The 25,216-nt window shown below is 39.2% G+C and carries 31 protein-coding genes; 11 read left to right on the forward strand and 20 right to left on the reverse strand.

The window, feature by feature from the left end; genetic code table 11:
- Nucleotides 1–436 precede the first annotated feature (436 nt).
- Nucleotides 437–760: a hypothetical protein gene (locus ACFINZ_RS00115; protein ID WP_375684091.1), complete on the forward strand. Its 324-nt coding sequence runs from the start codon at nt 437–439 to the stop codon at nt 758–760.
- Nucleotides 761–1,634: 874 nt separating this feature from the next.
- Here the strand turns inward: ACFINZ_RS00115 and ACFINZ_RS00120 are convergent.
- From ACFINZ_RS00120 to ACFINZ_RS00145, 6 genes are all read right to left on the reverse strand, one after another.
- Nucleotides 1,635–2,798, reverse strand: coding sequence for a DUF6990 domain-containing protein (locus ACFINZ_RS00120; protein WP_375684090.1), 1,164 nt, complete (start codon nt 2,796–2,798; stop codon nt 1,635–1,637).
- 10 nt (nt 2,799–2,808) lie between these two features.
- Entirely contained in the window at nt 2,809–3,186 is a 378-nt protein-coding gene (locus tag ACFINZ_RS00125; RefSeq protein WP_375684089.1) for a hypothetical protein, read from the reverse strand.
- A 353-nt stretch (nt 3,187–3,539) separates the two neighbouring features.
- The gene (locus tag ACFINZ_RS00130; protein WP_375684088.1) at nt 3,540–3,857 is read right to left on the reverse strand and encodes a hypothetical protein; all 318 of its coding nucleotides are present in this window, start codon (nt 3,855–3,857) and stop codon (nt 3,540–3,542) included.
- Between the two features lie 24 nt (nt 3,858–3,881).
- Nucleotides 3,882–4,289 (reverse strand): hypothetical protein, encoded by a 408-nt coding sequence (locus tag ACFINZ_RS00135; protein WP_375701092.1) that lies wholly within the window; start codon nt 4,287–4,289, stop codon nt 3,882–3,884.
- A gap of 539 nt (nt 4,290–4,828) precedes the next feature.
- On the reverse strand, nt 4,829–5,386 hold the full coding sequence (locus ACFINZ_RS00140; protein WP_375701093.1) for a hypothetical protein: 558 nt from the start codon (nt 5,384–5,386) through the stop codon (nt 4,829–4,831).
- A gap of 122 nt (nt 5,387–5,508) precedes the next feature.
- On the reverse strand, nt 5,509–5,787 hold the full coding sequence (locus tag ACFINZ_RS00145; RefSeq protein WP_375633354.1) for a hypothetical protein: 279 nt from the start codon (nt 5,785–5,787) through the stop codon (nt 5,509–5,511).
- 587 nt (nt 5,788–6,374) lie between these two features.
- Here ACFINZ_RS00145 and ACFINZ_RS00150 point away from each other — a divergent pair.
- Both ACFINZ_RS00150 and ACFINZ_RS00155 read left to right on the forward strand, forming a co-directional pair.
- On the forward strand, nt 6,375–6,938 hold the full coding sequence (locus ACFINZ_RS00150; RefSeq protein ID WP_375634512.1) for an NADPH-dependent FMN reductase: 564 nt from the start codon (nt 6,375–6,377) through the stop codon (nt 6,936–6,938).
- An 18-nt stretch (nt 6,939–6,956) separates the two neighbouring features.
- A complete protein-coding gene (locus tag ACFINZ_RS00155) occupies nt 6,957–7,472 on the forward strand; it encodes a short-chain dehydrogenase (RefSeq protein ID WP_375634511.1) in 516 nt (171 codons plus the stop codon).
- Nucleotides 7,473–7,807: 335 nt separating this feature from the next.
- Here the strand turns inward: ACFINZ_RS00155 and ACFINZ_RS00160 are convergent, their stop codons facing one another.
- The 13 genes from ACFINZ_RS00160 to ACFINZ_RS00220 all read right to left on the reverse strand — a co-directional run bounded on the left by ACFINZ_RS00160 (nt 7,808) and on the right by ACFINZ_RS00220 (nt 15,397).
- Nucleotides 7,808–7,957 carry a hypothetical protein gene (locus ACFINZ_RS00160; RefSeq protein ID WP_375682401.1) on the reverse strand — a complete coding sequence of 50 codons (150 nt, stop codon included), beginning with the start codon at nt 7,955–7,957 and terminating at the stop codon, nt 7,808–7,810.
- 93 nt (nt 7,958–8,050) lie between these two features.
- Nucleotides 8,051–8,179 carry a hypothetical protein gene (locus ACFINZ_RS00165; RefSeq protein ID WP_375681113.1) on the reverse strand — a complete coding sequence of 43 codons (129 nt, stop codon included), beginning with the start codon at nt 8,177–8,179 and terminating at the stop codon, nt 8,051–8,053.
- 454 nt (nt 8,180–8,633) lie between these two features.
- Nucleotides 8,634–9,206 (reverse strand): hypothetical protein, encoded by a 573-nt coding sequence (locus ACFINZ_RS00170; RefSeq protein ID WP_375633360.1) that lies wholly within the window; start codon nt 9,204–9,206, stop codon nt 8,634–8,636.
- A 10-nt stretch (nt 9,207–9,216) separates the two neighbouring features.
- A complete protein-coding gene (locus ACFINZ_RS00175; protein ID WP_375627743.1) occupies nt 9,217–9,591 on the reverse strand; it encodes a hypothetical protein in 375 nt (124 codons plus the stop codon).
- An 88-nt stretch (nt 9,592–9,679) separates the two neighbouring features.
- Nucleotides 9,680–10,816 carry a DUF6990 domain-containing protein gene (locus ACFINZ_RS00180; RefSeq protein WP_375671815.1) on the reverse strand — a complete coding sequence of 379 codons (1,137 nt, stop codon included), beginning with the start codon at nt 10,814–10,816 and terminating at the stop codon, nt 9,680–9,682.
- A gap of 28 nt (nt 10,817–10,844) precedes the next feature.
- The gene (locus tag ACFINZ_RS00185) at nt 10,845–11,210 is read right to left on the reverse strand and encodes a hypothetical protein (protein WP_375671796.1); all 366 of its coding nucleotides are present in this window, start codon (nt 11,208–11,210) and stop codon (nt 10,845–10,847) included.
- A gap of 249 nt (nt 11,211–11,459) precedes the next feature.
- A complete protein-coding gene (locus ACFINZ_RS00190) occupies nt 11,460–11,816 on the reverse strand; it encodes a hypothetical protein (protein WP_375684082.1) in 357 nt (118 codons plus the stop codon).
- A gap of 3 nt (nt 11,817–11,819) precedes the next feature.
- Nucleotides 11,820–11,993 carry a hypothetical protein gene (locus tag ACFINZ_RS00195; RefSeq protein ID WP_375684080.1) on the reverse strand — a complete coding sequence of 58 codons (174 nt, stop codon included), beginning with the start codon at nt 11,991–11,993 and terminating at the stop codon, nt 11,820–11,822.
- Nucleotides 11,994–12,096: 103 nt separating this feature from the next.
- Nucleotides 12,097–12,372, reverse strand: a complete 276-nt coding sequence (locus ACFINZ_RS00200; protein ID WP_375684079.1) for a hypothetical protein — start codon at nt 12,370–12,372, stop codon at nt 12,097–12,099.
- 812 nt (nt 12,373–13,184) lie between these two features.
- Nucleotides 13,185–13,517, reverse strand: a complete 333-nt coding sequence (locus ACFINZ_RS00205) for a hypothetical protein (RefSeq protein ID WP_375636894.1) — start codon at nt 13,515–13,517, stop codon at nt 13,185–13,187.
- A 198-nt stretch (nt 13,518–13,715) separates the two neighbouring features.
- Nucleotides 13,716–14,273, reverse strand: a complete 558-nt coding sequence (locus ACFINZ_RS00210) for a hypothetical protein (RefSeq protein WP_375634501.1) — start codon at nt 14,271–14,273, stop codon at nt 13,716–13,718.
- A gap of 57 nt (nt 14,274–14,330) precedes the next feature.
- Nucleotides 14,331–14,882, reverse strand: a complete 552-nt coding sequence (locus ACFINZ_RS00215; RefSeq protein ID WP_375655262.1) for a hypothetical protein — start codon at nt 14,880–14,882, stop codon at nt 14,331–14,333.
- Nucleotides 14,883–14,890: 8 nt separating this feature from the next.
- Nucleotides 14,891–15,397: a hypothetical protein gene (locus ACFINZ_RS00220; RefSeq protein WP_375701094.1), complete on the reverse strand. Its 507-nt coding sequence runs from the start codon at nt 15,395–15,397 to the stop codon at nt 14,891–14,893.
- A gap of 1,891 nt (nt 15,398–17,288) precedes the next feature.
- Here ACFINZ_RS00220 and ACFINZ_RS00225 point away from each other — a divergent pair.
- Nucleotides 17,289–17,855 carry a hypothetical protein gene (locus ACFINZ_RS00225; protein ID WP_375633370.1) on the forward strand — a complete coding sequence of 189 codons (567 nt, stop codon included), beginning with the start codon at nt 17,289–17,291 and terminating at the stop codon, nt 17,853–17,855.
- Nucleotides 17,856–18,981: 1,126 nt separating this feature from the next.
- Here the strand turns inward: ACFINZ_RS00225 and ACFINZ_RS00230 are convergent.
- Nucleotides 18,982–19,206 carry a hypothetical protein gene (locus tag ACFINZ_RS00230; RefSeq protein ID WP_375633372.1) on the reverse strand — a complete coding sequence of 75 codons (225 nt, stop codon included), beginning with the start codon at nt 19,204–19,206 and terminating at the stop codon, nt 18,982–18,984.
- 413 nt (nt 19,207–19,619) lie between these two features.
- Here ACFINZ_RS00230 and ACFINZ_RS00235 point away from each other — a divergent pair, with 413 nt between their 5' ends.
- The 7 genes from ACFINZ_RS00235 to ACFINZ_RS00265 all read left to right on the forward strand — a co-directional run bounded on the left by ACFINZ_RS00235 (nt 19,620) and on the right by ACFINZ_RS00265 (nt 24,984).
- Nucleotides 19,620–20,564 (forward strand): YopJ/AvrA family T3SS effector serine/threonine acetyltransferase, encoded by a 945-nt coding sequence (locus ACFINZ_RS00235; RefSeq protein ID WP_375636889.1) that lies wholly within the window; start codon nt 19,620–19,622, stop codon nt 20,562–20,564.
- A gap of 334 nt (nt 20,565–20,898) precedes the next feature.
- Nucleotides 20,899–21,843 (forward strand): YopJ/AvrA family T3SS effector serine/threonine acetyltransferase, encoded by a 945-nt coding sequence (locus tag ACFINZ_RS00240; RefSeq protein WP_375684076.1) that lies wholly within the window; start codon nt 20,899–20,901, stop codon nt 21,841–21,843.
- A gap of 304 nt (nt 21,844–22,147) precedes the next feature.
- Nucleotides 22,148–23,074: a YopJ/AvrA family T3SS effector serine/threonine acetyltransferase gene (locus ACFINZ_RS00245; protein WP_375633384.1), complete on the forward strand. Its 927-nt coding sequence runs from the start codon at nt 22,148–22,150 to the stop codon at nt 23,072–23,074.
- 673 nt (nt 23,075–23,747) lie between these two features.
- On the forward strand, nt 23,748–24,410 hold the full coding sequence (locus tag ACFINZ_RS00250) for a lysozyme (protein ID WP_375684075.1): 663 nt from the start codon (nt 23,748–23,750) through the stop codon (nt 24,408–24,410).
- On the forward strand, nt 24,407–24,643 hold the full coding sequence (locus ACFINZ_RS00255) for a hypothetical protein (RefSeq protein WP_375606489.1): 237 nt from the start codon (nt 24,407–24,409) through the stop codon (nt 24,641–24,643). The genes ACFINZ_RS00250 and ACFINZ_RS00255 overlap by 4 nt, the downstream gene beginning before the upstream one ends.
- On the forward strand, nt 24,567–24,779 hold the full coding sequence (locus ACFINZ_RS00260) for a hypothetical protein (RefSeq protein WP_273790903.1): 213 nt from the start codon (nt 24,567–24,569) through the stop codon (nt 24,777–24,779). Before ACFINZ_RS00255 ends, ACFINZ_RS00260 begins: the two co-directional genes overlap by 77 nt.
- The gene (locus ACFINZ_RS00265) at nt 24,772–24,984 is read left to right on the forward strand and encodes a hypothetical protein (RefSeq protein WP_375617918.1); all 213 of its coding nucleotides are present in this window, start codon (nt 24,772–24,774) and stop codon (nt 24,982–24,984) included. Before ACFINZ_RS00260 ends, ACFINZ_RS00265 begins: the two co-directional genes overlap by 8 nt.
- The last annotated feature ends 232 nt before the right edge of the window (nt 24,985–25,216 follow it).

Here is a 25,216-nt window from a genome sequence, read left to right on the forward strand (position 1 = left end):
GTGCATCCTTCCCCTCAACGGATACCGCCAAACCCTCATGAAGCAGTATCCAATCCATGGAAAAGATGCACTCCGCCTTCAATAGAGTGAATCCTTCCCTTCAAGGGTTTTACTCAAATTTCATCGCATCTCATTTTTATGAACCCTCATTTTTATGAATCCTTGGTCAAAGGCACAAAAAGAAGTTTGCTAGCAACTATTGTATCACCCACCTTATGGGATTCCACTTCTCTACAGAGCTTTCAAACTTTTTTACGCCTTCATAAAATCAAATCTGAAAGAATTCATTAAGGCAATTAAGGGTAAATTTTGTCAATTTGTAGGCAAAGTTTATTCTTTTTTGTGATTGTTGTATTTTTACTATAGTTATTTAAATCGAATTTATATATGATACGTATCGATATTTATTTATCGAAATAAATATAGGAGAAAAACTATGAATATCAGATATTTTTTCATAGCTGGGGCTATTACAAGTGGTTTAGCTCTCGCGATTCAAAAATCTGATCGTATAGTCAATAAACAACCCTCTCCTATTGTTGCTCCTTATACTATTGAGAAAACAAATTTACATTTTGTTAAACAAGTAATGGACACATCGGATACATTGAATATACTGAGAATCAGTAATAGAAGCGCATCAGAACAAGCATCAATCGACGATATATACGATAAAGCAGAAAATTTATTGAATGCAATAGCTGGTTTTTTAGGATCACTTATTATATATTTCGTACAACTTGTTGCTACTAGAATATAAGATACAAAAAGTTCTTAAAGTAAGGTTATATACATTTTGTATATATTGTAAAATTTAAATAAAAAGGCCCTTTATAAAATGGGGCCTTTTTTAGTTTAATTTTTCCTCTGTTTTAGTTTAGTTTTTATTGTGTTTTTATTTTTATTGGCCAAATATCATCGCCTTCAAAAGTGCCATTTTTACTTGTCTCACATCTCAAATGACAAAGGCTCTACCCCCTAGCTTCCCTCCCATAGCGCTTTCGTTAATAAGGGTCCGCAATCTTCTTGTTCTTCCCAAAAATTCTTCTGTTTTCAAGAAAATGACCATGCATCTCCTCTGTCATCGGATTGGTTTACAGATCTCCATGAAGCAGACTGAAAAACACAAAAACACCATAACTTTTTATATCAATATCACCATACTGAAACACTGTTGAAGCTTAACAAGCGCTGCTTCATTGGCAAGGACTTCTTAAAAAGACAAAAAATACCTCAAAGGCAAAAGAGCTTAACACTGCTCAAAAATGCCATTTTTTGCCTTCCTCTCACCTCAAATGACAAAGGCTCTACCCCCTAGCTTCCCTCCCATAGCACTTTAGTCAATAGAGCTTCCCCTCATACCGCTTAAATAAGGCGCTTGAATAAGCAATGATTTATGAGCATTTTCTAACAAAAAAGAGACCGCCTTTAAGAAGAGAGTAGAATTTATAATTGATTTTTCTCCTCTATTCTTGAGAATAAAGCCATTTTCAGTCTATTTTTTAAAATCTTGGCTATTATTCTTGATTTTTCGAGCACTTTATTTTGCTCTGGTATGAAAGGTGTGAAAGCGCCTCAATCATGGCGCTTTTCTTCTTTCAAATAAGGGTACTTTTCTTCAACAGGAGAATAAACTAATCAATTTTTATATCCATAAATGCGATTTTACCATCTTTAATATAAGTAATATCAGGAGCATGTTTTACCCCCTCTGCTTCAAACACGAACTGTTCATCACTCACCCCTTCAAACCCTTGTTCCCTTAATTCTTGTTTTTTCTTCTCGACTATTTTTTTATGAAAATCTCGTTTTTGATTACACGTATTAGGGGATCTCACTCTGAAAAGCTGATAGTCCATGGCTATGGACCACTTCTCAGCAACCCGTTCCAGTAGATCGTAACTGAACTTTCCTTCCTTTTTCACTTCTTGAGCGATCACCATCGCGCGTTCCAAATGGACTTTTTCAATGGTTTCATCAAAGCCAAGCTTCTCCCCTGCCGTAAAACTTTCATCATAAGAAGCTAAAGTCTCAACATCGCCCAGCAAGGCAAGAGCAGCAAGATGCAGCAAAGCATAAGGTGCAAACTCTACGTCTCCATCCGTTGCCCAAGATAAAGAGTCTTTTTCCCAAGGGGGAATACCATATTGAGAGCGAAACATTTCATGCAAAGAATCATCTTCCATTGTCCATTTTAAAGTTGTATCGAGTGCTTTCTTTAAACGCTGGACGCTCACTTTTTCTTCAAAAATTTCCAATCCATTGGGTACAAAATTCATAAATACTGTTGGCAAAACCCCAGAATTATGAGGATTAATCGTCTGACAAGCCGCCGCAAAAATACCGCTCATAATTAAAAGTCCGCGATCAAAAGGCGAAAACTCTTCCACTCGTTTCTCGTTATAAAGAAACTGCACTTCGCGATCTGGTAAAAAGAGGGTTGCCAAATAATCTCCCTTTCCCTCGATTTCCACCGACCATCCCAAGCTTTTTAAAAGCCCTGTTGCACTTTCTATCGTGAGAATTTCATCATCATCATAATCGGCAGAGAACTCTTTTTCCTTTAGTTGCAAACGCCTCTCCTGCACCACGGCTTCATCTTTCCAAAACTGCTGCGTTGCAAGATCATTTTCTTGAAGCACTCTTTCCAGCTCGCCTTTCACTTGGAAATTCATTTTCATCCGTTTAAAGACAGAGGTATAAAGAGCTAAAACAAGCATGATAATGATCATGCAAATAACAATAAATACCCAAAACAGGGGATCTAATAGAAATACGGCTATAGGATCACTGTTCATTTTTCCCCTCTCAGTCTTTACAAAGCCCGTGCGACAGAGAGCTTATGTGCTCTCGCACCGAGATTGCTTCTTCTAGTTTCTGAATATTTTTTCGCAACTCACCCGTCACTTTGGTGCGAAGCCGTAACATCACCGGAATCAAGAAAAGTGCACAAACCGTTATGATGTCCGTTGTTTTAAAGAGAACGGCATGCACAACATATTGCCACCCTGTCAGCTGCCAATTTAATACACCTGGTATTTCTAGAACCATTCTCCAGATGATAATGAGAACCGCAATAGCAAAGATAATTTTATAATCCTTTGCTGAGAGCAACACTTTCTGGAGCGAAAAAGAATGCGCTCCTTTATGCGTTTCTTGCTCTGATGTCCAATTTTGCTCCTTCATGTATTCCCCTCTCACTCTTTGAAAAGACCCGTGTGACAGAGAGCTTATTTGCTATCACACAGAGATTCCCTCTTCTCGTTTCTGGATCTTTTTTTCCAATTTACGCATTATGATGATGCAAAACCCAAATATCACCGAAATCAAGAAAAGTACACAGACCATTATGGATTGCGTCATAATAAAAATAATAATATTCCTGCTACCTTGCTACCCTCTTACCTTCCTCACATTGCAAACAATAAAGATTTTCAAACCACGCCAATCTATAAACAATAGTCACAATTCAGCTTTTTCTTCCTAAAAATTCTCCTATTTTCAAGAAAATGACCCTGCATCCCCACCTTCAATAGGATTCATTTCAAAGCTTGAATGAACAAGGCTCCTAAAAATACGAAAACAACCCATATACCGCGCGCCCCTACGAGCAAAACCGTTCCTTCCTCACGCCTCAAACGATAAAGTAAGTCCCAAGCGCTCACTCTAGGCTCTAAACCCCACGGGCTCTTATTCCCTTTAATCAACACTGATCCATAATCGGCTTTTCTTCCACTCAATGCCACCCAACACTGCTCCTTTAAAGCAATGTTTACGGACAACCCATAAAGAGCACCAAACCATCTCAGAGGCAAAATGGTATAGAGAGCAATCCCTATAAAGGCTGAATCTCTCATAATTTCTTCATTATTTTTTCCCTCTCATGACTTCTCAAGCGCTGTATCCTGTTCTTGCAAGACGTTTTTCAGTTCTTTTCTTAAACAGCGATACGTTCTCACCTGCTTAAAGACACCATAATAAAGTTCCAAAATCATCATGGGAATAACAGCAACCCACACTGTCACGAACATAAGCACGAGAACAAATATCATGACAAGAATATCGTCCATTTTCCAGTTCACACTTTCTTTATATCGATCCTTTTGATCGGTTATTTTACCCCGTTGCTGGTTTATTTCTTTCAATTTTTGAGTATTTTTTCTCAACAAAAGCCACAATGTTATGCAGAGTATCAACATAACTGGGAACAAGACCCAAACACACACTGTAATAATTTGCCAAAACGTACACAAAGAGAGAAAAAGGGGTGTATCCTGCCACCCTGTCAAGTTCTCTTTGCTGCCTAAGGATGGGAGAAAGAAAATCCTGTTCCACAATTCAAGAGAGAAAAAGCTGTACTCTTTTCTATCCAAGGATGAGAGAGAGAGAATCCTGTTCCACAGCTCAAGAAAGAAAATCCTGTTCCACAACTCAATAATGAGCGAGAGGAAACAAATGACAACATACTCTTGCACAGAAAAATAATCTTTCTCGAAAAAATGGCGCAGTCCATTATAAAATGCTGAATTTTTCCCCTTCATTGCTCTTCCTTTTTATGAAAAACGCATTTTTTATCTCATGCCCGCTCTTTTAAGAACCACGAAAAGTGCGATGCATGGCGCTTCCCTTGTTTTCAACAAAAAACCCCAATTTTCTAAAAGCGTGGTTGCTCTTCCCAATGATTAAGAGCATCTTCCTCATTACAAACCTGATAGGCTTCTTTATCCTCTTTGCCTGATGATTTTCCAACCATCCCCTCTTCTTGTGTCACGAGAGCTTCTAAACGTTGCCTCTCCCCCCTCACAATAGCGACAAAAGCGCTTTATAGCTAGGCAAGCGCCTTATCGTTCTCTTTTCTTATGCGTTTTAATTCCCGTTTCACTCTACAATACGTTCTCACGCGCTTGAAAACAAAATAATAAAATTCCAAAATGATCATGACAACACCCGCAGGAAAAAAGATTTCTAGCAGAAATATCAACCAAAGGTATGCGATAAAAAAACTGCTTATTTTTTCTCTATCCTTTTTTACTGGATTATTTTGTTGATCGGTTGTGTGACCCCGTTGCTGGATAGCCTCTTCTAACTGCTGAATCTTTTTTTTCAACAAATACGTTAAGATGAGATAAAGCACCAATAAAACAGGTATCAAGGCAACAACACACACCATGATGACTTCACGCAGCACAAAAAGCGCCAAAAGAGTGCTATCCTGTGATACACTCAACGTCCACTTGGATTCTAATGGGATCAAAAGAGCTTTATAACCTATCCCAATAAGGATAGAAATAAGACAAATAATAATATGATCTTTATAAGAACGAAATGATTTTCCAAAAACAAGAGAGCACCGTTTGTTATAAAATGTGGAATTTTCCCCCTTCATTTGCTCTTCCCTTTTATGCAACTGTTTGTCCCTGACTTTATAAAGACACGAATAACCTCTCAAGAACAATTGCATCCATTATCGTCAAACAGAACACCCCAGAGAACACTCGTATCGCATATTTATGTTGCCAATACTTTTGCCAATTCACGTGCTTGTTTTAAAGAAACATCTCTCAACACTTGCAAACCAACACGCATCACCCCCATTTCATGAACAGCCCCCATGAAGGGGATAACAATAGTGCCCCCATGAATATATCCCCTTACTATAAACTCTATCACCACCATTATTTCAATAAAAAATGTAATCCGGCACCATTCATATACGCCCCCTGTGGCCTCTACAATAGCCTTACCCTCCCCTTGCGACAAGCCACGCCATAACTCGTTCCTCAACACGGACAACCCCCATTAGCCTAAGGCTCCTACAACAAACCCACCCCTGCCCCAAAAACAGGCATATCTAGCTTCTACGATAGTCTTTATCCCTTGAAAAGACAGAAGCATTTTTATTCTTTTCTCAATTGTTTTCCGCCCACTTAAGACATAAAAAAAGGAACTTCCATTGATTTGCAAATGATCGCGCAATAAGAACATTTGAAATGAGAAAATCTTACAACTTTCTTATTTCAATTAAAAAGGCTCAATGATCATTATAAATCAAAATATGACGATACATTCCATTTTTCATTAGAGTTCTTGCAAGCCAATAGCTCAGAATATATTCATAAAAGCGCTTCTAAGACACGAGACAGCCGCGATTCTTGAGATCAAGCATTTTAATATTAATGAAAGCACTAACATTCTCTTACAAGTTTGAGGTGTTGTTTTGTCAACAATCTTGTTAGCATGGACTGATTCTATGATGATGCGATATCATCACAATTGCTCTTTATGGACAGCATAATGATACGCGCCATTTTACTCACAATTCTTTATAAGCCTTGCGTTATAGGCTTGTGGGGAAAAGATAAAGGAGAATCCTGTTGAATATAGCAATTATTTTGGGGTCTGTGCGTCAACCTTCCTTAACAAGAACTTTAGCCAATTATTTAGCCGATTGCCTCATAAAGCGGGGTGCATCACTTCATTGGGTTGATTTGCGTGAACAGCCCTTGCCGATGACAGATCCAGATTATCATCAGCAGGTTGAGGCTAATCCAAGTGCTGCGGTTCGTAAGTTTGTAAAAACCATTGCAGCGGCTGATGGCGTTATTCTAGCAAGCCCCGTTTATCAAGGGTCTTATTCGGGTGTTTTAAAAAATGCTCTTGATAATTTGAGCTATAATGCCTTTTTAAATAAACCTGTTGGGCTTATCTCTCATGGAAGTACCGCCAAAAAATGCGCACAACCGTGTGAACATTTATTGCCGTTGGTGCGCACGCTTTATGGCTATGCACTCCAATGTCAAATCGCCTCTTCCAACGAAGATTTTTCCTCAGATGATGAAGGTCGTACTTGGAAAGTTATAAGTGAAGAGGTACAAACACGTTGTGAAAGACTTGCTGATGAAATGTACACATTTTTAAAGCAAAGAGGTGGGATTTAAAGCAATAAGGGAGGGGGCATGAAAAAAAAGGATGCGCACTATCGTTATTTAGTGGTAGGGGGCACAGGGATGCTTGCCCCTTTGTATCAATCACTAGAGCCGCAAGAAGTGATTATTGCTGCACGCTTTCTTTCCCATAAAGTCCAGCTTGAGGCATTGCAAAAACAGCATATGTGTGTGCCATTGGATTATGATTGTGCGGCATCAAAGGCGCAATTTTTAGAAGCTGTGAAGCAATGGCATGATCTAAAATATTGCATATTATGGATTCATTCGCCCGCCTATGCATTTTCTTGCGCATTAATTGAGCAGTTGGCTCTTTTGCCTAAACCGCCATGTATTCTTCATATTTTTGGTTCCAACACGCATGATCAAATGATCCTCGAGTGCGCGCGCAAAAACAAGGTTGATTTTATCCCCATTCAATTAGGACAAAAAACAACGTCAAAAGGTTTACGATGGCTAACACATCAGGAGATAAGCCAACAGGTACTGGATGCCATAAAAAACCATATGAATAAACAAAACTTATGATCAATACCTCTTGCCATGCAAAGAAGCCGAGCCCCCTCAATCTCTATCCATACCCGAACGCCCTCTTAAATAACTCATACTCTCTTACATCATAGGCTTTGAGAACGAACAATCCCCCTCCTTTACGCCTCTAAACAGCATCCTTATATCAACAGCTTCAGAACCAAACTTTTTTCCTCCTCACACGGGCTTATCCCCCTCTCACAACCATCACGGCTCTTGACCAACCACACGCCCTATTACAGTTCCACGTTTTTACGATTTTGCAAATTCACAGAAAACAACAAACTTCCGATCAACTGCCCCATTAAAGCCTATTACAAGCCTATACAAGCCTATTCATTGCCAACAGCCCTTTTCCCCCAACGCCCTCCATTCCCCCATTCCAATTTTGACGCATTGCACAATCCAACCTTTACGCCTCCATTGGCACCTTTTCTCCCCAACCGCCCCACAACCATCACAGCCCTTGACCAACCACACACACCATTTTACAGTTACACGTTTTTACGATTTTGCAAATTCACAGAAAATAACAACACTTCCGATAAACAGCCCCATTAAAGCCTATCATCAGCCTATTCATTGCCAACAGCCCTTTTCCCCCAACGCCCTCCATTCCCCCATTCCAATTTTGACGCATTGCACAATCCAACCTTTACGCCTCCATTGGTACCTTTTCTCCCCAACCGCCCCACAACCGTCACGGCTCTTGACCAACCACACGCCCTATTACAGTTTCACGTTTTTACGATTTTGCAAATTCACAGAAAATAACAAAACTTCCGATCAACAGCCCCATTAAAGCCTATCACCAGCCTATTACAAACCTATCACCAGCCTATTCATTGCCATCAACCCTTTTCCCCCAGAGATCAGCGTAAAATGAGAAAAACAATCGATGCCCTCCTCCCACGTCATGAAGCAATGGCATGATCTAAAACTCACACCTCCCCCATGACACGAGCACTACATGCGCTTTTTCAGCGCTGCATTTAATTGCCGCGTAACCTTGTAATACGATATCAAACGCTTGATAAAAGAAATATACAGTGCCACAATGGGTATTGTTAAGAAAAAATCAAAAACACCCCCCAGCAGAATGATCAAAATCAGCGTGTAAGCTGCCGCCATTGCGTAATGCATTTTATTCCCTTCTCTTTATAAATTGATTGATTGGGTTGCTTCAGTCACTTCTTCCAATTGCTGAATCTTCTTTTTCAATCGATGAGTTAAAATTTCACGAAGGATCACAACAACAGGGATCGTTGCAAAAATACATACCGATAAAAAAAACCAGAAAAGCAAGAGAATGGCAAAATATTCAAATCTGCTCTCATCTATCTCATCTATCCCTTTAAAGAAAATCACATAGACATAAGCTTTGAAAAATATAATGATGAAAGAGAGGCATGCGTGGAGGATATAATCTTTGCGTGAAAAAGCGAGCCATTTTTTTAACGAATAGGAACTTATCTTTGTTTCTAGTGCTAAGTTTTGCGGCACTCTCTCTTTCCCTTTTCCGCTTTTTTCAAAGAAACAAAAACGCTGTGGATGTTCTTTCATCAAACGTCTTTGTTTTTTCACTCTGTAATAGAGCCTCAAACGCTTTATTAAAGAATAATAAGGCGCCACAATAATCATATTCACAAAAATGGCAAAAACTGTAACTGCATTTAGAAGAAAACATCCAATCGGCAGAAACAAAACAAAAACCGCGGCCTCACTCCTCATGCGTATAACCTCATTGATTAATCTCTTGCTGCTTTATTTTTTCTTTTAGTTTTTTCTTTATTTTTTCCAATTTACGCTCTTTAAAACGACAAATGCCCCACAAAATAGGAAGGGGTGTGAGAAGACAAAACCAAATCAACACTGGTAAGAGAAAAATAAGAGAACCAATTCCTTCCCATCTTGTCCATTGCAACGGCTGTACCAGAGACTTTGCACCCGCAGGAACTTCTAAAGCCATCATGATAAGGCATGTACAAAACATGATGAAAAAGCGGTGCCCTATTATTTTACACCGTCCCACCCCTTTGCGCCTTTCCACTGAAGACACCATAAATTTTCTAAATGAAAAGAAAGACTCTTCAAATGTTGCTTTTTTCTCCTGCATTGTTCCCCTCTGCTTTTACGCTTCGCGCTTTTTACGCATTATTTTTAGGTTTAAGCTCTTTTTAACTTATCTAAACTCTTTATTTTTCTCAATAAATTTTTTCATCAATCCTAATTTCTACATCCATATATTCTAACTCCCCATCCTTTATGTAAAGAATATGAGGACGATAGTTTTTTCCATCAACCTCACAAATCGCGTCCTTTTCGTAAACAAAATATCCCTGTTGCCTTAATTCTTGTCTTTTTTCCTCGATCAAATTTTCATAAGAATCTCTTCTTCTATTGCACAAATTGGGATCTGTAGCTCTAAAACATTCATAGCTTTCCACCTCCATGGAAAAATCCTTTGCCGCCTGTTGAAGCAAATCGTAACTGGGTTGCTTTGTCTTTTCTACCGCCTGAGCAATCACCATTGCGCGTTCCAGATGCTCTTCTTCGATGCTTGTTTCAAAGCCCAGCTTCTCACCTTCCATAAAGCTTTTGTGATAAGAGTGTAAATTTTCAACATCGCCCATCAAAGCCAGAGCTGCAAGATAACGCAGGGAATAAGAAGCCAACCGAGGGACCACCGTTTTGTTTTCCCAAGGCAAGATTCTATATTGAGAGTGAAGCATCTTGCCAAGATCAACCTCAGTCATTGCCTTTTCTAAAGCCTTCTCGAGTGCACGACGTAAACATCCAACGCTTACCTTTTCTTCAAAAATTTCCAACCCCTTCACATCAAAACTCAATTCAAGAGCAATCAAACCTCCAGAATTATAAGGGTCTATTGTTTGGCAAGCCGCCGCATGGATACCAGAAACCACCGCAATTGCACAATCAAATCGCGGATACCCCTTCTCAGCATTATAAAGAAACTGCACTTCACGATCTGGTAAATAATAGGTGGCCAAATGATCTCCTTTTCCCTCAATTTCCACCTTCCACCCCAAACTCTTTAAAAGCGCCGTTGCACTTTCCATCGTTAAGATTTCCTCATCAGAAAGAGAAAACTCTTTTTCCTCAGATAACAGCTTAATCATCGGCGTTGCTCCACTAGACGGCTCAAAAGCGACAGGTTGTTCAAGCACGCGGCTTAATTCTTTTGTCACTTGGCAATACAGTCTCACCCGCTTGAAAGTAGAGTAATACAATGCCCAAATAAACATCACGACCACGGCAGAAAGCAGCGTGAAAAGCGTCAAGCCCACACCCCACGAGAGTACAACAATAATATCCATCATTTTAATATCTATCATTTTCTCCGCCCCTTCATGCGCTGTTTTGTTGAGAAGCGGTTTTTCTCCGCTTCCAGATTGCTTGCTCCAACATATCGACCTTTTCTTTCAACAGAACCGTGAAAATGATACGAACCACAAAGGCAACAGGGATGAACAAAAAAATAAACCATGATATAAGCCACATGATTAACGAGAGAGCTGCCACGACATCCCCTTCCCACTCCGCCAACTTCCACCCAAGCAACATGGGTACGAAGCGAAGAGCCGTTCTTAAAGCTGCCACAATGAAAGCAATACAAAAGATGACTTTATAATTTTTGCGTGTCAGAAACGCTTCTTCAAGCGCAAAAGACCGTAATTCTTCATCCAATGGTGCATTTTTTCCATTGCCCCTCATTTTTTACCCCTCATTTGTCTCAATTTCTAAGCCATTTTCATGAACCGAAGCTTTCGTCCTCACAATGAATGAGGGTTCAATCAATATCAAGCGCTTGTATCCCTCATCTTTTATCTTGTATCCCTCATCTTTTATAAAGACAATATCAAGGGTGCATTTTTTCCATCACCTTCAAACATCGTACGAATAGAAACTCTCCTACAATGCATGAGAATATATAAAGACCAGTATTCATTTTCTGCCCGCCCTTCACACGCTGTTTTGTTGGTAAGCCGTTTTTCTTCGCTTCCAGAGTGCTTGATCCAACTGCTCGATCTTTTTTTTCAACAAACGTGTAAAAATGATACGAACCACAAAGGCAACAGGAATGAGTACAAAAAGAAGCGCTGATATAAAAACCAATATTAATGTTAAAATGAACAGGATATAATTCCACCACCCTGTCAAATCCCACTTAAAAAACATAAAGAATGCCATTATAAAAGCTGACACAATGAAAGCAATACAAAAGATGACTTTATAATTTTTGCGTGTCAGAAACGCTTCTTCCAGCGAAAAAGACCGTGGTTCTTCATCCAATGATGCATTTTTTCCATTGCCCCTCATTTTTTACCCCTCATTTGTTTCAATTTCTAAGCCATTTTCATGAACCGAAGCTTTCGTCCTCACAATGGATGAGGGTTCAATCAATATCACGCGCTTGTATCCCTCATCTTTTATAAAGACAATATCAGCGGTGCATTTTTTTCCATCACCTTCAAACATCATGTTTTCATCACTCACAGTGTACCCCCTATTGTCTTAAGGCTTCTCTTTTCTCCTCGATCAAATTTTCATAAAAATATCTTCTTCTATTGCACAAATTTGGGTCTATGGTTCTAAAATTCTAAGTGCTCTTTTTATTTTCAGGAAGATAAGCTGCTTTCCAAAGAAGAAGCAAACGAGTGCAAGAAAATCGTAACGAAGTTGCTTTGTCTTTATGACGATTTGAATCATCTAGCAAAACCGGCCCAAATAGATTTTTTCGATATTTTTTTTCAAAGCCCAAACTTTCATCTTCCATAAAGTTTTTATGAGAAAGCTGCCAAATGTTAACATCAGCCCTCAATACCAAAGCCCCAAGGGTGTGCAAGTAAAGAAGAAGCCACTTGAGAGATAGCACAATTTCCTTTTCCCAAGGAAGGGTGTTCTATTGAAAGCCAAGCACGCAGACAAGATCAACCTCAGTCCCAGATCAACCTCATTCATTGCCCTCATCAAAAACTTCCTCAAGTACACAGCATAAATGCCTTACGCTTACCTCTTCCTCAAGAAATTTCAATCCCTTTGCCTTAAAATCTACCCCTTTGCCTCAATGCCTCGTTGTCAATCTGGCCCCCCCCAAAATGATAAAGCCCTAAAATGATAAGGATTAATCATTTGGCAAGCCGCCGCATGAATACCAGCGCCTCTCACAATTCCATAACCAAATTGCACAAAACCTTTTTCATCCAGAGAGAGAAACTGTCCTTCACGGTCTCGTAAATAAATAGATGTCCCTCTTTTCTTTCAATTTTCTCCCTCCACCTCAAGCTTTTTAAAAGCACTGTTACACTTTCTATGGAGCAAAACGTGTGCTTTTGGCTCACCTTCTCTATGCGTCTTGCCTCTCCACCTGCAAAAAATGGGCTTTTCTTCCCCAAACACCAGAATATCTTTTGCTTTAAGTATAGATTTTTCGCTCTCAATATCGCTTGGTAAGACACATTTTTATGCTTGATAAAAAGAAAATAAGTTACAAGATTTTCTCTCTTTAAGAGAACAACAGCAAGTAAAGTCCAAGAGCAGCCCCTCTTCATTTTCCCCCCAGCACTCAAGCAAGAGCCTCAATTTTTCTCAAAAACACGACACAAATATAAAAAGGCATAAAACGAGAAGTGTCCCCCATGCTCCTTAATGAACAAGTCAAAGGCAAGGCTCAACGAAAGCCTCTCTTCACTTTTTCCCCTCGCTCATTTTCCCCTCGCTCACATCGTATAATATGACGGGAGCTCCTTTCTGCTCAACCTCTTCTTCTAATTGCCGTATCATTTTGTTCAACTGACGGGTCACGATAAAACGCATAATAAAAACAATCGGTAAGAATAAAAAAGTACAGGCAAGCATCCATGCCAGTGGCTCGAATACGACAAGAGAAACAAAGTCCTGCCCTCTCCATATCTTAACGACAACAGTTATAACTATTGGAGCAGTCGCCATGACCGTAGAAAGATAGAATATTTTTTTATAGTCTTGCCAAACAAGAGAAAGCTGCTTTTTATCAAACATTCTGCTGCTTTTTATTTTGGGGAGTTCTGTTTTAAGGCGATATCGCGTTCATTAAGCACGCATTTCAGTTCCTTTTTCACGCGACAATAAAGCCTCGCACGCTTGATAAACAGGTAATAAATGACAACGATTGGCGCCCATATTAAAACATTTAAGAGCGTAAAACACAGGAAAGAAATGGCTATTAATGTTATAAGACTACTCGTCATTTTGTCCCCCTTCCACATTCTGCATACGCATTGCCTGATCGCGTTGTTGTATCGCTTCTTCCAATTGTGGAAGTATTTTGTTCAATTTTCTCGTTAATTTTATGCACATGATCCCAATGATCGGAAAAAAGAGAAGAACCCCTAACCATATAAGGCTCAACAGCTGCATGATAAAGGCAACACTATCATTTTTCCACCATACCAAATTTGCAATAGAGAAAGCAGATTGCAAAACAGAAAAGAGAATAAGGATAAAAAAGATTATTTTACATTCTTTTGAATAAAAAGGCAGAGATTCTTTGAAGTTAAGAAAGCGCATTTTCGCATCAAGGGTCTTATGGGCGAGATTGTGTCTTTTCATTTCTCCCAGATCATTGCGCAATTGTTGTATGGCTTGCTTTTGTTGCGTCGTACTCTTTTTCAAGCCTTGAGAGAGTTTAAAAGATAACCTGATATATTTGATCAACAGGTAAGGAAACCTGACCATAACCATAACCATTAAAATGGCAATGATAATGAACCCTAAAAAAACCAAATGCTGCATCATAATGCTCCCTTTTTTTCCCTATCGCATTGATGTGAAATCATCATTTTTATTTTCTTCTCAAGCAAATGTTTCTAATTCCTTTACTGTTTCTTGCACGCCATACTGAAGGAGACTATGGAGAATTAAAATGACAGGTAAAGAAACAACAATACATGTCCAGACCCAAAACAGCAGTCGCATGACAAAATCAATAATGTGAAGCACCATCATAGGCACGTAATTGTGCAAAAAAACCGCAGATTTTGGAAGAAAAGCTGAAAAAACGACAACACCTGTGCTAAGTGCAACCATAACGAAGGCGATAGAAAAGATCATAAAATAATCTTTTTTTGAGAGAAGCAAAGATTCTTGAAAAGAAAAGGCACGCAACTGTGTTGCAAGAACTGTATTCTGTCCCCTACCCTCTGCCTGATTATGCCTCAAATTCTGCGCTGCACCCTTTTTTAATTTTCGCTGCGTCGCCAATAACAAGATTGTCCGTTTTATCAACGAATAATAAAGTGCAACGATTGTCACCACGGTAGAAAGGAATACCATAAAAATTGCAGAACAAATAAAAATTGCCGTCCCTACGGCAATCAACATTCCAATGATTAAAGAAGCGCTCACTTTTCCCCCTATTGTCTTCTGTTAAGAGATTGGTTGTATAGCTGTTTCTGCTCTGGTAAGTTTTCCCATTGTAGCATCATTTCCTTCACATCCCGTTTAAATACGGCGTTAAAGACAAAAAAGAGCGGAAACAACCCAAAAAGAACGCCAAAAATTATTTGCGGCAAGAGACATAAAAAAGCCCAAACACTATTCCACCCCGCATCAAGAACGTGCTGAATTATAGGATTTTGGAATGGGTGTTTAAGACTTTCCTGAAGACTTTCTTGTTTCATTTTTCCCAGTGCTTGGAGCTGTTCCTTGGATATAACGTGAAAAAATTCCAAAGGGCTCATATAGGCAGACGCGGAAAAAAGCACCAACAAGAGGATAGCCAAACAACAAATGATGATATAATCGCCTGTTGAGAGAGCCGTCCATTTTTTGAAAGCTTCTGATTGATCCAACACTGGCTGCGATACAAAAGCCTTATCTCCCTTATGGGCAGATTGGTGTTGTGATTTATCTTCGATCATACGGATACTCCCCTCACTTCTAAAATTCCCACTCTTCAATATTTGATAGCACGCCACCAGCGCGGTAAATTCGCTTAGCACCCTTCTCAGAGTAATGCAAGCACTATAATCTCCCTTCTAAATATTTTATTCATTGCCCTATACGCGCTGATACATGCGCGCTTACAAGCCAAAACACCCCTTTTCCCAAGGAAGGGTGTTCTATTGAAAGCCAAGCACGCGGCCAAGATCAACCTCAGTCCCAAATCAACCTTAGTCATTGCCTCTTCTCAAGCTTTCTCGAGTGCACAACGTAATCACTGGACGGCTTACCTTTTCCTCAAAAATTTCCAATCCCTTTGCCTTAAAGCCTCGTTGTCAATCTGGCAAAGCCCTAAAATGATAAGGATTAATTATTTGGCACGCCGCCGCATGAATACCAGCGCCTCCTACAATTCCATAATTAAATTGCACAAAATCTTTTTCATCCAGAGAGAGAAACTGTCCTTCACGGTCTCGTAAATAAATAGATGTCCCTCTTCTCTTTCAATTTTCCCCCTCCACCCCAAGGTCTTTAAAAGCATTGTTGCCCTTTCTCTATAGAGTAAAACGTCTTGATCAAGAGGACTGGCAAAATGTGTGATGCTACGGACTTTCTTCTTCACAAGCGTAAAAATGGAAGTGTGCAATAGATTTTATATTATTCAAACTTTATATGGATTTCATTGGGGACTTTATCGTTATACCCTTCATGAGCACCCTTGAAAAATGGGCAAAAGAGAGCCCTAAGACATGGCTCTTTAAAAAGCAACACAAAACAAAGTCAAACAAGCAATCGATTATCCAGTATGAAAAACGTGCGACAAACAACCTTAATCCTCATTTGAAAGCTTCTTAATCAAAAAGGTGGAGATTTAAAAATTCTTCATTAAAGATGAAATATCTCACAGCCCCTACATTCATCAAGGCATCTCCTATAAAAGCATCTTTTTATAAAGGCATTTTCCACTTATAAAAACAGCTTCTTTCGATAATGCATTCCGTCCTTTAAACGACATCCCCTCGTCTTATGATGAGATCCATTAAAACGGAGATTTTTATACGCTATAAAGGATACACCAAACAAAATAGCGAGATCATTCACAGTTTATTTTAAGCCGATAAACGATATTTTATTTGAAAATATAGGGCATCTTATGCTACTATAATAGAATGCGGAGGTTTGCTTTTTGCCGCTCTCTGCCACTCAACAGAAGACAATATATCTCCTATAAAGGATAAAAGTATGCTTAACAGCGTGATGTATATCAAATATCTTGGGAAAGCGCCCAACAACAAAAAAATAAGAGAACCCAAATAAAAAGCTTCCAACTTAAGAAAACAATGACCTTTCAAAAGTGGAATTGAAAAATTTCCACAAAGCGCTCGTGAAAAAAGAGACAAATAATCCCATTAGAAAAAACTTCCTATTAGAAAGACGATGACATGCCCTTGAAATCCATTGTTATTTTTTCATTCACATTTGACAAAAATTTTCCTTCAATCTCTCAAGAACAGTTAAGAAATATTTAAAAAGCAAATAATCCGCTAGCAATAAAAAAATAAGCATGACAGGGGCGGAAGATAAGACTGATAGGGATAAGATAAAAAAGGTAAGAAACCACCTTAAAGATGATTTTTTCGCCCCACACCGTTGCTTTTCTTTGCATTTAAAACGCCTTTAGTATCGTTTGTTTTTTGATCTGCAACGGCTGATATTTCCCAGTATTTGCTCACTCCCCCAGTATTTTCCTCTTTTTAAGTATTTTCCCCCTCTTAAGTATTTGCTCCCCCCAATATTTGCGCCAAGTGCTTTTTACATCACTGTCCCCCATCAACAGACAGTTTCTTTTTCATTCAAATGGTTAAGTTCATGAAAATACGTAAAAAACGCGGTAGATCGAAAATAACAGGAAAGCGAGAGCCCAATAGCTGTATTTCACGTGCCCAAAATTCCAGCGAATCTGCGCTTCAATCTGCGATTGAAATGCGTGCAAAACACTTTGGTTTAAGCTTCGAAGAAGCAAAAAATCCGCTTGTCGGAACCTATATTGGGCGTCTTTGTTTGCTTGGCTATAAAGAGGCTTCATCAGGCATCAGTAAAGAGCAATATGACACGGCGCAACAATACTTGCAAATTAGAAACGACTATTTATGTGCAAAAGGTTTACCAAACGGTTATTATGATGGTTTTACGCACAGCGCATCAGATGAGAAAGCAAAAAAGCAATGGGTCCAAAGAGCAACCGAACACTATGAAGCTATGCAAGAAGCGATTAAAGAAGCACAATATCTACATCGTCAACACAACTTTCATGCGGCATTACACTATCTTGTTATAGAAGATCAACCGCTGCCTAATCTTGTTGGTTCGTTGCGTATTATTCTTGATGCCCTTTATAAACATTTTGACAGTTCTACCCAAAAGAGCCTTGGCTAAAACACCCATCATTTCCTCCTCCTCACAGGATAAAGATTCTCCCCCTCCTTTTATAACATGCCTCTTTATAACCAGCGCCTTTATAAAGTCCCCCTTTGGCAAGTGACACTTGAGATCCACTGAGCATGCCCTTTCATAAAATTTCATGGGTTAACAAGCTTAAAGCGCACAACAAACAAGCTTAAAAATATCCACCACGCCCTTTAAAAAAATACTTCAACTGTCAAAGAGACTTAACCTTATATCTACCCATACCTCACTTAATCCATGCCTCAAAGGACAATATTTCACAGCATATTCACGGCATGGACAGGATAAATATTGCCCCCTCTTTAAAACAGCAACATTCTTCCCTCTACCCCCATTGTAACAAACCACCCTCATCATACACTTCACCCAATATCGCGACATCCTTAGCTCTTCAGACAATTCATTATCGTCATTTTACGTCTTTTCTTGTACAATTCTATATGGCTCTTCTGATCTTATGACGGACAAGAGCTATGGCTTTTATTTCAGCATAATCTGGGTTTCTCATTCAAGATAAATAACGATAAAATATCCACTATAAATAAATAGCTTATCATTAAAACAACCCGTTGATTTTTGACACAATTAAAAGCATCATCCCTTAAACGAAAGAAAAAGCCCCTACCAACAATCTCCTCCCTCATCAACAACTGCACCGATAACCCTCCCCCCCCATCACATCACCACTAATACGACAGCCAGCATAGCCCCAATTCACCCGCACAAATCGCCAACACCTAAAGCTTTGCCCCGCAAACACCATCCAGCCACTGCCTTCCCAATTTCATCAATAAAATACCACGGATTTCAAAACCACAATTCTCCCTTCATCTTGTCCCCTCCTTTCTCAAAGGAGAAAAAGCATTTACTCAATAAATCTTTATACAGAAATCTTTAGAGACCCCAACAGCCACTCGAAGGGCCATCACGCCTCTAAGCACCCACGAGCCCCCCACCTCGTCATCCCCCTCGGAACACCCCCCTCGGAACACCCCCTGCGCAATACCTAAAGCTTTGCCCCCGCAATACCTTCCAACCACCGCCTTCCCAATTCCATCAATAAAATACCACGGATTTCAAAACCACAATTCTCCCTTCATCTTGTCCCCTCCTTTCTCAAAGGAGAAAATGTTTTTTGCCACATCAAAAACTTTTCCATTAAAACAAGATATTTTGCTGCATAGCCAATGAATGAGCTTTTTTCTGTAGATTTTTCCCGCGATAAAGGAGGAAAAATAATCGTTTTGCGGTTGACAGAATCTGAAAAATCGTATTTAATGACGGGTGCGGTAAGGGGTTTTCTGTGTCCAGATTTCATCATAAAATTTTCGCATTATTATAGGCTATTATAAGTTATTATAGACTGTTATAAAACAGTGTGTCTTGCGACAATGTTTAAAACTTTACGGTTTGAAGGTATCTTTCGTCTTTTTCTGACTGTTTTCTTTTGCATCACCCAATTTGCATCACCAACAACTCTATAATTTTGAGATTTTCAAAACAAGCCGTATTCACGGGCTCCCAATAGAACGCCCTAATAATCCCCCCATAAAATACCAATATAATACATCACAGCAATGATGAGCAATACACGCATAAAAATATGAAAACGGCATCATTATGCTCTCATCGCCTCACCTTTCAAGATGCAAAGGCTTGTTTTTCAAAACATTGTTTAGCCAAAATTGAAGAAGATAATACCACCTATCGATCATCAACATAGAGGCTAAGATTATGAAGCCACAAGATTCTCCCCCACCTCATTCCTCACAAACACCAGAAGGAGCAAGCGCACCTGAAGGAGCGCATGCAAATGCATCATTAGACACTCTTACTGCACATTTAGAACGGCTTAACATTGAAAAAATAAAAAACACCCCTTTCAACCGTGCCGAGTTAAAAGATATTGTTGCTGGTTTAGAACAGCATAATGCCGATGGCAGTTGGATCAAAAATTATTATGATATTTTAGATCTTTACATGATGCCAGCCTTGGTCGATCAAGCAAATCGTAAATATCCAGAGATGAATCTCAAACTTACAAGCCCCCCTGACGGCTTTGCCCTTGCACTCAAAGAAACGCTCGAAAAGGGCATAAAATCTTCTAGGCTGATCGTTAACGCACAAGATAGGGGAATTCATTTTGCGGTTGTCGATCATCAAACCATTGATAATAAAACATCTTTGATCTTTTTTGAACCGACCTTACTGCGTGACACGCTTCCCGCATTACTTGCATTAAGGACGCGACAATCCATTGAACATCACCAATTTCCGAATATTCATTTTGCCATGGTAGAAATGGATATTCAACGAAGCTCCTCTGAATGTGGGATGTTCAGCTTAAGCCTTGCCAAAAAGCTTTATCTCGAAGCTCAAAAATTAGAAAGACTACACAAAGATAATATTAAGGGTGTGTTATGTGAACCAGACACGCCTTTACCTGCTGAAAAATTAGATCCATATCTTCCAGCTCGTTTATACAAACACGTGCAAGGCAGAAGACGTCTTGGGGAATATCTAAAAGCCAATCCAGACGCGGCACATGAAAAAGTAAACAAAAAAGGCGAAACCCTAAACGAGAGGTTTGAGAGAAGCCTGGTAGCAACAGAGACAAAAACTGTTTCTGTTTCACAACACAGAAAAAGAGCCACAGAATACAAATCTCTAATGATGTAATAAGCGTTTTGGCCATAGCCATATTCCACATCCACGAAGAATGAAGCTCTGTAGCTTTACGGTAAGGCATAAATTGCTGTTAGCAAATCTTCTTTTCCCTTTGAAAGAGGTAAAGAGGTATAGATGCAAACAGTAAGCGACGTGATCTCTTAAAAGATAAAAAGATACCTTACCTTTGACTCTGAAAAGCGTGGGGTTTTATCTTTCGTAATTTAAATAAAGATGATTTCATCTCTTTGTTTTTTCTAGCTAAAAATCTTTCCTGCAAACATTGTTTAGCCAGAATTGAAGAAGATAATATCACCTATCGATTATCAATATGGAGGCTAATAGTATGAAGCCACAAGATTCTTCCCTCCCTCATTCCTCACAAACACCAGAAGAGGCAAGTGCACCTGAAAGGGCGCATGCAAATGCATCGTTAGACACTCTTACTGCACATTTAGAACAATCCAGTAGTGAAAAAGGCAAAAATATCCCATTCAATCGTGAAGAATTAAAAAGTATCATTGCCCGTTTAGAGGATGATATCTCAACGGGTCGTTGGTTCACAGCTGATTATGCAAGTACAGATCTTAAACTAATGCCAGCCTTGGTAGATCAGGCAAATCGTAAATATCCCGACATGCGTCTTCAATTGGCAGCGTCATCTCACGACTTTGCCCTTGCACTCAAAGAAGCCATCGAAAACGGCGTTCAATCTTCTAGATTTATCATTCACACAAAGGATAGGGGAATTCATTTTGCGCTCATTGATCATCAAACCATAGAGGACAAAACATCGGTGATATTTTTTGAACCTACAACATTTAACAATATGAAACCAGCAGTACTCGCATTAAGGACGCAATTGGCCCTTAAAGCGCATGAATTGCCCAACTGTTCTTTTGCCATGGCAGAAATGGACATTCAACGCAGTTCCTCTGAATGTGGAATGTTTTGTTTAGCGCTCGCTAAAAAGCTTCATACCGAATCTGCTAAATTAGAAAGACTGCACAAAGATAATATTAAAGGTGTCTTATGTGAACCAGACACGCCTTTACCTGCTGAAAAATTGGATCCATATCTTCCGACCACTTTTTACAAACACGTGCAAGGAAGAAGACGTCTTGGGGAATATCTAAAAGCCAATCCAGACGCGGCACATGAAAAAGTAAACAAAAAAGGCGAAACCCTAAACGAGAGGTTTGAGAGAAGCCTGGTAGCAACAGAGACAAAAACTGTTTCTGTTTCACAACACAGAAAAAGAGCCACAGAATACAAATCTCTAATGATGTAATAAGCGTTTTGGCCATAGCCATATTCCACATCCACAAAGAATGAAGCTCTGTAGCTTTACGGTAAGGCATAAATTGCTGTTAGCAAATCTTCTTTTCCTTTTGAAAGAGGTAAAGAGGTATAGATGCAAACAGTAAGCAACGTGACCTCTTAAAAGACAAAAAGATACCTTACCTTTGAATCTGAAAAGCGTGGGATTTCATCTCTTTGTTTTTTTTTAGTTAAAAATCTTTCCTGCAAACATTGTTTAGCCAGAATTGAAGAAATAATATCATTTATCAATCATCAATATAGAGGCTAAGATTATGAAGCCACAAGATTCTTCCCTCCCTCATTCCTCACAAACACCAGAAGGAGCAGGTGCAAATGAATCTTTAGAAGACCTTATTGCACGTTTGATGCAAAGTTCCATCCAAACAGAAGAAGAACATGTTGCACCGAGTTCTGACGAATTAAAAGATATTATTACAGGCTTAGAAGATGATCTCGTCACCGGCCGTTGGATTAACGCTTATTATGAAAACACAGATATTAGATTGATGCCGGCTCTCGTAGAAAAAGCAAACAGCAAATATCCAGACATGAATCTCAAATTGGCTCTTACAGCAGAAGAGTTTTCGCACGCCCTAAAAGAAGTCGTTGAGAGCGACGCAAAATCTGCCCGATTTATAGTAAATTCGGGAAGCAAAATCCACTTTGCCGTCCTTGATTATCAAAAAGTTGATGAGAAAATCTCTTTGATTATGCTTGAACCTACAACATTTCAGAATATCACAGCTTGCAAACTAGGGATAAAAATAAATCAAACCCTTCAATGTCTTCAACTGCCTCCTTATTCTTTTACCACGGCAGAAATGGATATTCAGCGAAGCTCTTCTGAATGTGGGATGTTCAGCTTAAGCCTTGCCAAAAAGCTTCATCTTGAATCTGATAAATTAGCAAGATTGCACAAAGATAATGTTAAGGGTGTATTATGTGAACCCAACTCATCTTTATCTGCTGAAAAGTTAGATTCCTATCTTCCAACCACTTTTTATAAACACACACAAGGAAGAAGACGTCTAGAACACTATTTAAAAGCCAATCCCGATGCTGAACATGAAACAGTCAACAAAAAAGGTGAAACTCTGAGAGAGAGATTTGAAAAAAACTTAAGAGAAACAGAGGGAAAAACTGTTTCCGTTTCTTCCCACCAAAAAAGGCTCACTGAATACAAATCTTTAACGATGTAATTGAGGCTTTTTCCATATTCCTATTCATCAAAGAACGAAGAGAGGCTGCTTTACGGCTAAGATTTCTCTAAGCAAACCAGCTTTTGCGTTCATAAAACAAAAATAGCAAACAACTTTCCTCTTAAAGAAAAAACACCTTTGTCCTATAAAAACCAGCCCCTCTTAAAATTGTATCAAAATTCTACAGCTCTTGTTAGCCTAAAGCTCTGTGTAACAATGAGACTCTTTGGATAAGCAAAACGTTTGATACATAAAATATTTAATGCTTTCGTCTTCAGTAAAAGCATATGTCTTGTTTTTCTGAGAGTATCCACTTCGTATCTCAAACACCCCCACATCAATACCATACGACCAAACAACCGCAATAGACCACACTTATCGTGCATCAACCAAACAACCGCCCGTACCCCAAGAAGGCTCCATCAAAAACACCAGGACAAGCTCTTAAAATCTACAACCTCTCTTAACGGAAAACACCAGCCCAACCATTATTCCACTTGACCAACCATTACCCCACTTGGCCAACCATTCCCCATTCCCTAAGATGTCACAACCAACCTTTTGATTTCATAAAAGTTTCACATCTCTTCTGTTTTTGAAGCGTGAAAAAATTCATTTTTAATCTGTCAACCAGCCTCACGTTACCGTGAGGCTTTATTTTATGGAGAAGCAAATGAGAAAAATATCAGCAGCAGGGCTTGCACTCATTAAACAATGGGAAGGATTGCGTTTACATGCCCATAAAGATGCCATCGGGGTGTGGACAATTGGCTATGGTCATACCAGCACGGCTGGCAAACCGTTCGTTCACAAGGGCATGATCATTACTGAAAAACAAGCAGAAGAAGTTCTTTCTCAAGATTTAAGACAATTTGAAAATACCGTTGAAAAACATGTGACGGTTTCTTTAACGGATGAACAATTCGCCGCGCTCGTATCGTTTTGCTATAATATAGGAACATCGGCTTTTTGTAATTCGACCCTGCTCAAAAAACTCAATAATGGCGAATATGAAGCCGTCCCTGCTGAGTTACAAAAGTGGACTAAAGCAGGAGGAAAACGTCTTCACGGTTTAGTGCACCGTCGTGCAGCAGAATCGGGATTATGGGCAAAAGGAGCTTATGTTTCTCCCAACTACCAAACTGTAGAAACGCAAGCTCCAATGGGATTTTTCAAAGCAGAAGCGCTTACACCGATTATTGGTTCTTTTTCTGGACTTGGGGGCTTATTGGCAGGCAATGGTCCCATCCAATGGGCATTAGCAACCATTATGGTTTTAGCCGCCTGCGTTGGCATTTTCTTTGTGGCAAAACGGTTTCGGGAGCAGCGCTTATGATGTGGTGGTTGAAAAAAAATCTGATGATAACAGGAGCGGCTCTGACCGCTTTTTTTATCGCTTTAGCAAAAGCTTTCACTCTTGGAAAGAAAGTTGAACAACAAAAGCAAATAGAAAAAACGCTAAAGTCATCAACAACACGGCTAGAGGTGGAAAATGAAATTAATCAAAAAAGTGATGCTGATGTACGCGCTTCTCTTACTCACTGGTTGCGCGATAAAAACAATCAATGAGCCTTTTTCTTGCGTTGGTTGGATGCCCATTTATTTAGACAAAAAAGATCTCAATATCATCAGTTCAAATCTCGCAAGAGATATTTTAAAGCATAACAAACAAGGGGAAGGCTTGTGTGGGTGGAAACATGGCTAGAAAAAAAACAGAAAAACAAACAGAGCTTACAGAAAAGGAAAAAGAAATCCTACAAGAAATCATCACAACGTATAAAAGTGTAAAAATGATGTCACGCTATACGAAGTGGATTATATTCATCATTTTCTTATTAGCACTTGATTTTTCACGGATCATAGATGTGCTGGGAAGTATTTTTACACAAAAATCGAATATTCAGCTCTAAAATAAATAAAAAACGTGAGACGTGTTAAATCTTTTAAAAAGATAAAAAGCCATTCGTTATTTTTTGAAAACATGGAGATTTTATTGATGATTTTTTCATGTCTCACGAGAATTTTTTACACGCCTCACAAACGTCGTGCTCTTCACAAACGCTTTCATGAAATGAATTTAGGGGTATGAAGAGAGATTTTTAACCAACGCGTAAGTCAGCAACTTTGGTAACATAAGAAAAG

The organism is Bartonella sp. AA81SXKL (assembly GCF_042196945.1).
Taxonomy (GTDB): Bacteria; Pseudomonadota; Alphaproteobacteria; order Rhizobiales; family Rhizobiaceae; genus Bartonella.

Bases quoted from the DNA above. Each gene is read 5' to 3' on its own strand.
- ACFINZ_RS00115 (WP_375684091.1), top strand. From the start codon at position 437: ATGAATATCAGATATTTTTTCATAGCTGGGGCTATTACAAGTGGTTTA.
- ACFINZ_RS00120 (WP_375684090.1), bottom strand. From the start codon at position 2,798: ATGAACAGTGATCCTATAGCCGTATTTCTATTAGATCCCCTGTTTTGG.
- ACFINZ_RS00125 (WP_375684089.1), bottom strand. From the start codon at position 3,186: ATGAAGGAGCAAAATTGGACATCAGAGCAAGAAACGCATAAAGGAGCG.
- ACFINZ_RS00130 (WP_375684088.1), bottom strand. From the start codon at position 3,857: ATGAGAGATTCAGCCTTTATAGGGATTGCTCTCTATACCATTTTGCCT.
- ACFINZ_RS00140 (WP_375701093.1), bottom strand. From the start codon at position 5,386: ATGAAGGGGGAAAATTCCACATTTTATAACAAACGGTGCTCTCTTGTT.
- ACFINZ_RS00155 (WP_375634511.1), top strand. From the start codon at position 6,957: ATGAAAAAAAAGGATGCGCACTATCGTTATTTAGTGGTAGGGGGCACA.
- ACFINZ_RS00170 (WP_375633360.1), bottom strand. From the start codon at position 9,206: ATGAGGAGTGAGGCCGCGGTTTTTGTTTTGTTTCTGCCGATTGGATGT.
- ACFINZ_RS00175 (WP_375627743.1), bottom strand. From the start codon at position 9,591: ATGCAGGAGAAAAAAGCAACATTTGAAGAGTCTTTCTTTTCATTTAGA.
- ACFINZ_RS00180 (WP_375671815.1), bottom strand. From the start codon at position 10,816: ATGATGGATATTATTGTTGTACTCTCGTGGGGTGTGGGCTTGACGCTT.
- ACFINZ_RS00185 (WP_375671796.1), bottom strand. From the start codon at position 11,210: ATGAGGGGCAATGGAAAAAATGCACCATTGGATGAAGAATTACGGTCT.
- ACFINZ_RS00190 (WP_375684082.1), bottom strand. From the start codon at position 11,816: ATGAGGGGCAATGGAAAAAATGCATCATTGGATGAAGAACCACGGTCT.
- ACFINZ_RS00205 (WP_375636894.1), bottom strand. From the start codon at position 13,517: ATGTTTGATAAAAAGCAGCTTTCTCTTGTTTGGCAAGACTATAAAAAA.
- ACFINZ_RS00210 (WP_375634501.1), bottom strand. From the start codon at position 14,273: ATGATGCAGCATTTGGTTTTTTTAGGGTTCATTATCATTGCCATTTTA.
- ACFINZ_RS00220 (WP_375701094.1), bottom strand. From the start codon at position 15,397: ATGATCGAAGATAAATCACAACACCAATCTGCCCATAAGGGAGATAAG.
- ACFINZ_RS00225 (WP_375633370.1), top strand. From the start codon at position 17,289: ATGAAAATACGTAAAAAACGCGGTAGATCGAAAATAACAGGAAAGCGA.
- ACFINZ_RS00230 (WP_375633372.1), bottom strand. From the start codon at position 19,206: ATGATGAAATCTGGACACAGAAAACCCCTTACCGCACCCGTCATTAAA.
- ACFINZ_RS00235 (WP_375636889.1), top strand. From the start codon at position 19,620: ATGAAGCCACAAGATTCTCCCCCACCTCATTCCTCACAAACACCAGAA.
- ACFINZ_RS00240 (WP_375684076.1), top strand. From the start codon at position 20,899: ATGAAGCCACAAGATTCTTCCCTCCCTCATTCCTCACAAACACCAGAA.
- ACFINZ_RS00245 (WP_375633384.1), top strand. From the start codon at position 22,148: ATGAAGCCACAAGATTCTTCCCTCCCTCATTCCTCACAAACACCAGAA.
- ACFINZ_RS00250 (WP_375684075.1), top strand. From the start codon at position 23,748: ATGAGAAAAATATCAGCAGCAGGGCTTGCACTCATTAAACAATGGGAA.
- ACFINZ_RS00255 (WP_375606489.1), top strand. From the start codon at position 24,407: ATGATGTGGTGGTTGAAAAAAAATCTGATGATAACAGGAGCGGCTCTG.
- ACFINZ_RS00260 (WP_273790903.1), top strand. From the start codon at position 24,567: ATGAAATTAATCAAAAAAGTGATGCTGATGTACGCGCTTCTCTTACTC.
- ACFINZ_RS00265 (WP_375617918.1), top strand. From the start codon at position 24,772: ATGGCTAGAAAAAAAACAGAAAAACAAACAGAGCTTACAGAAAAGGAA.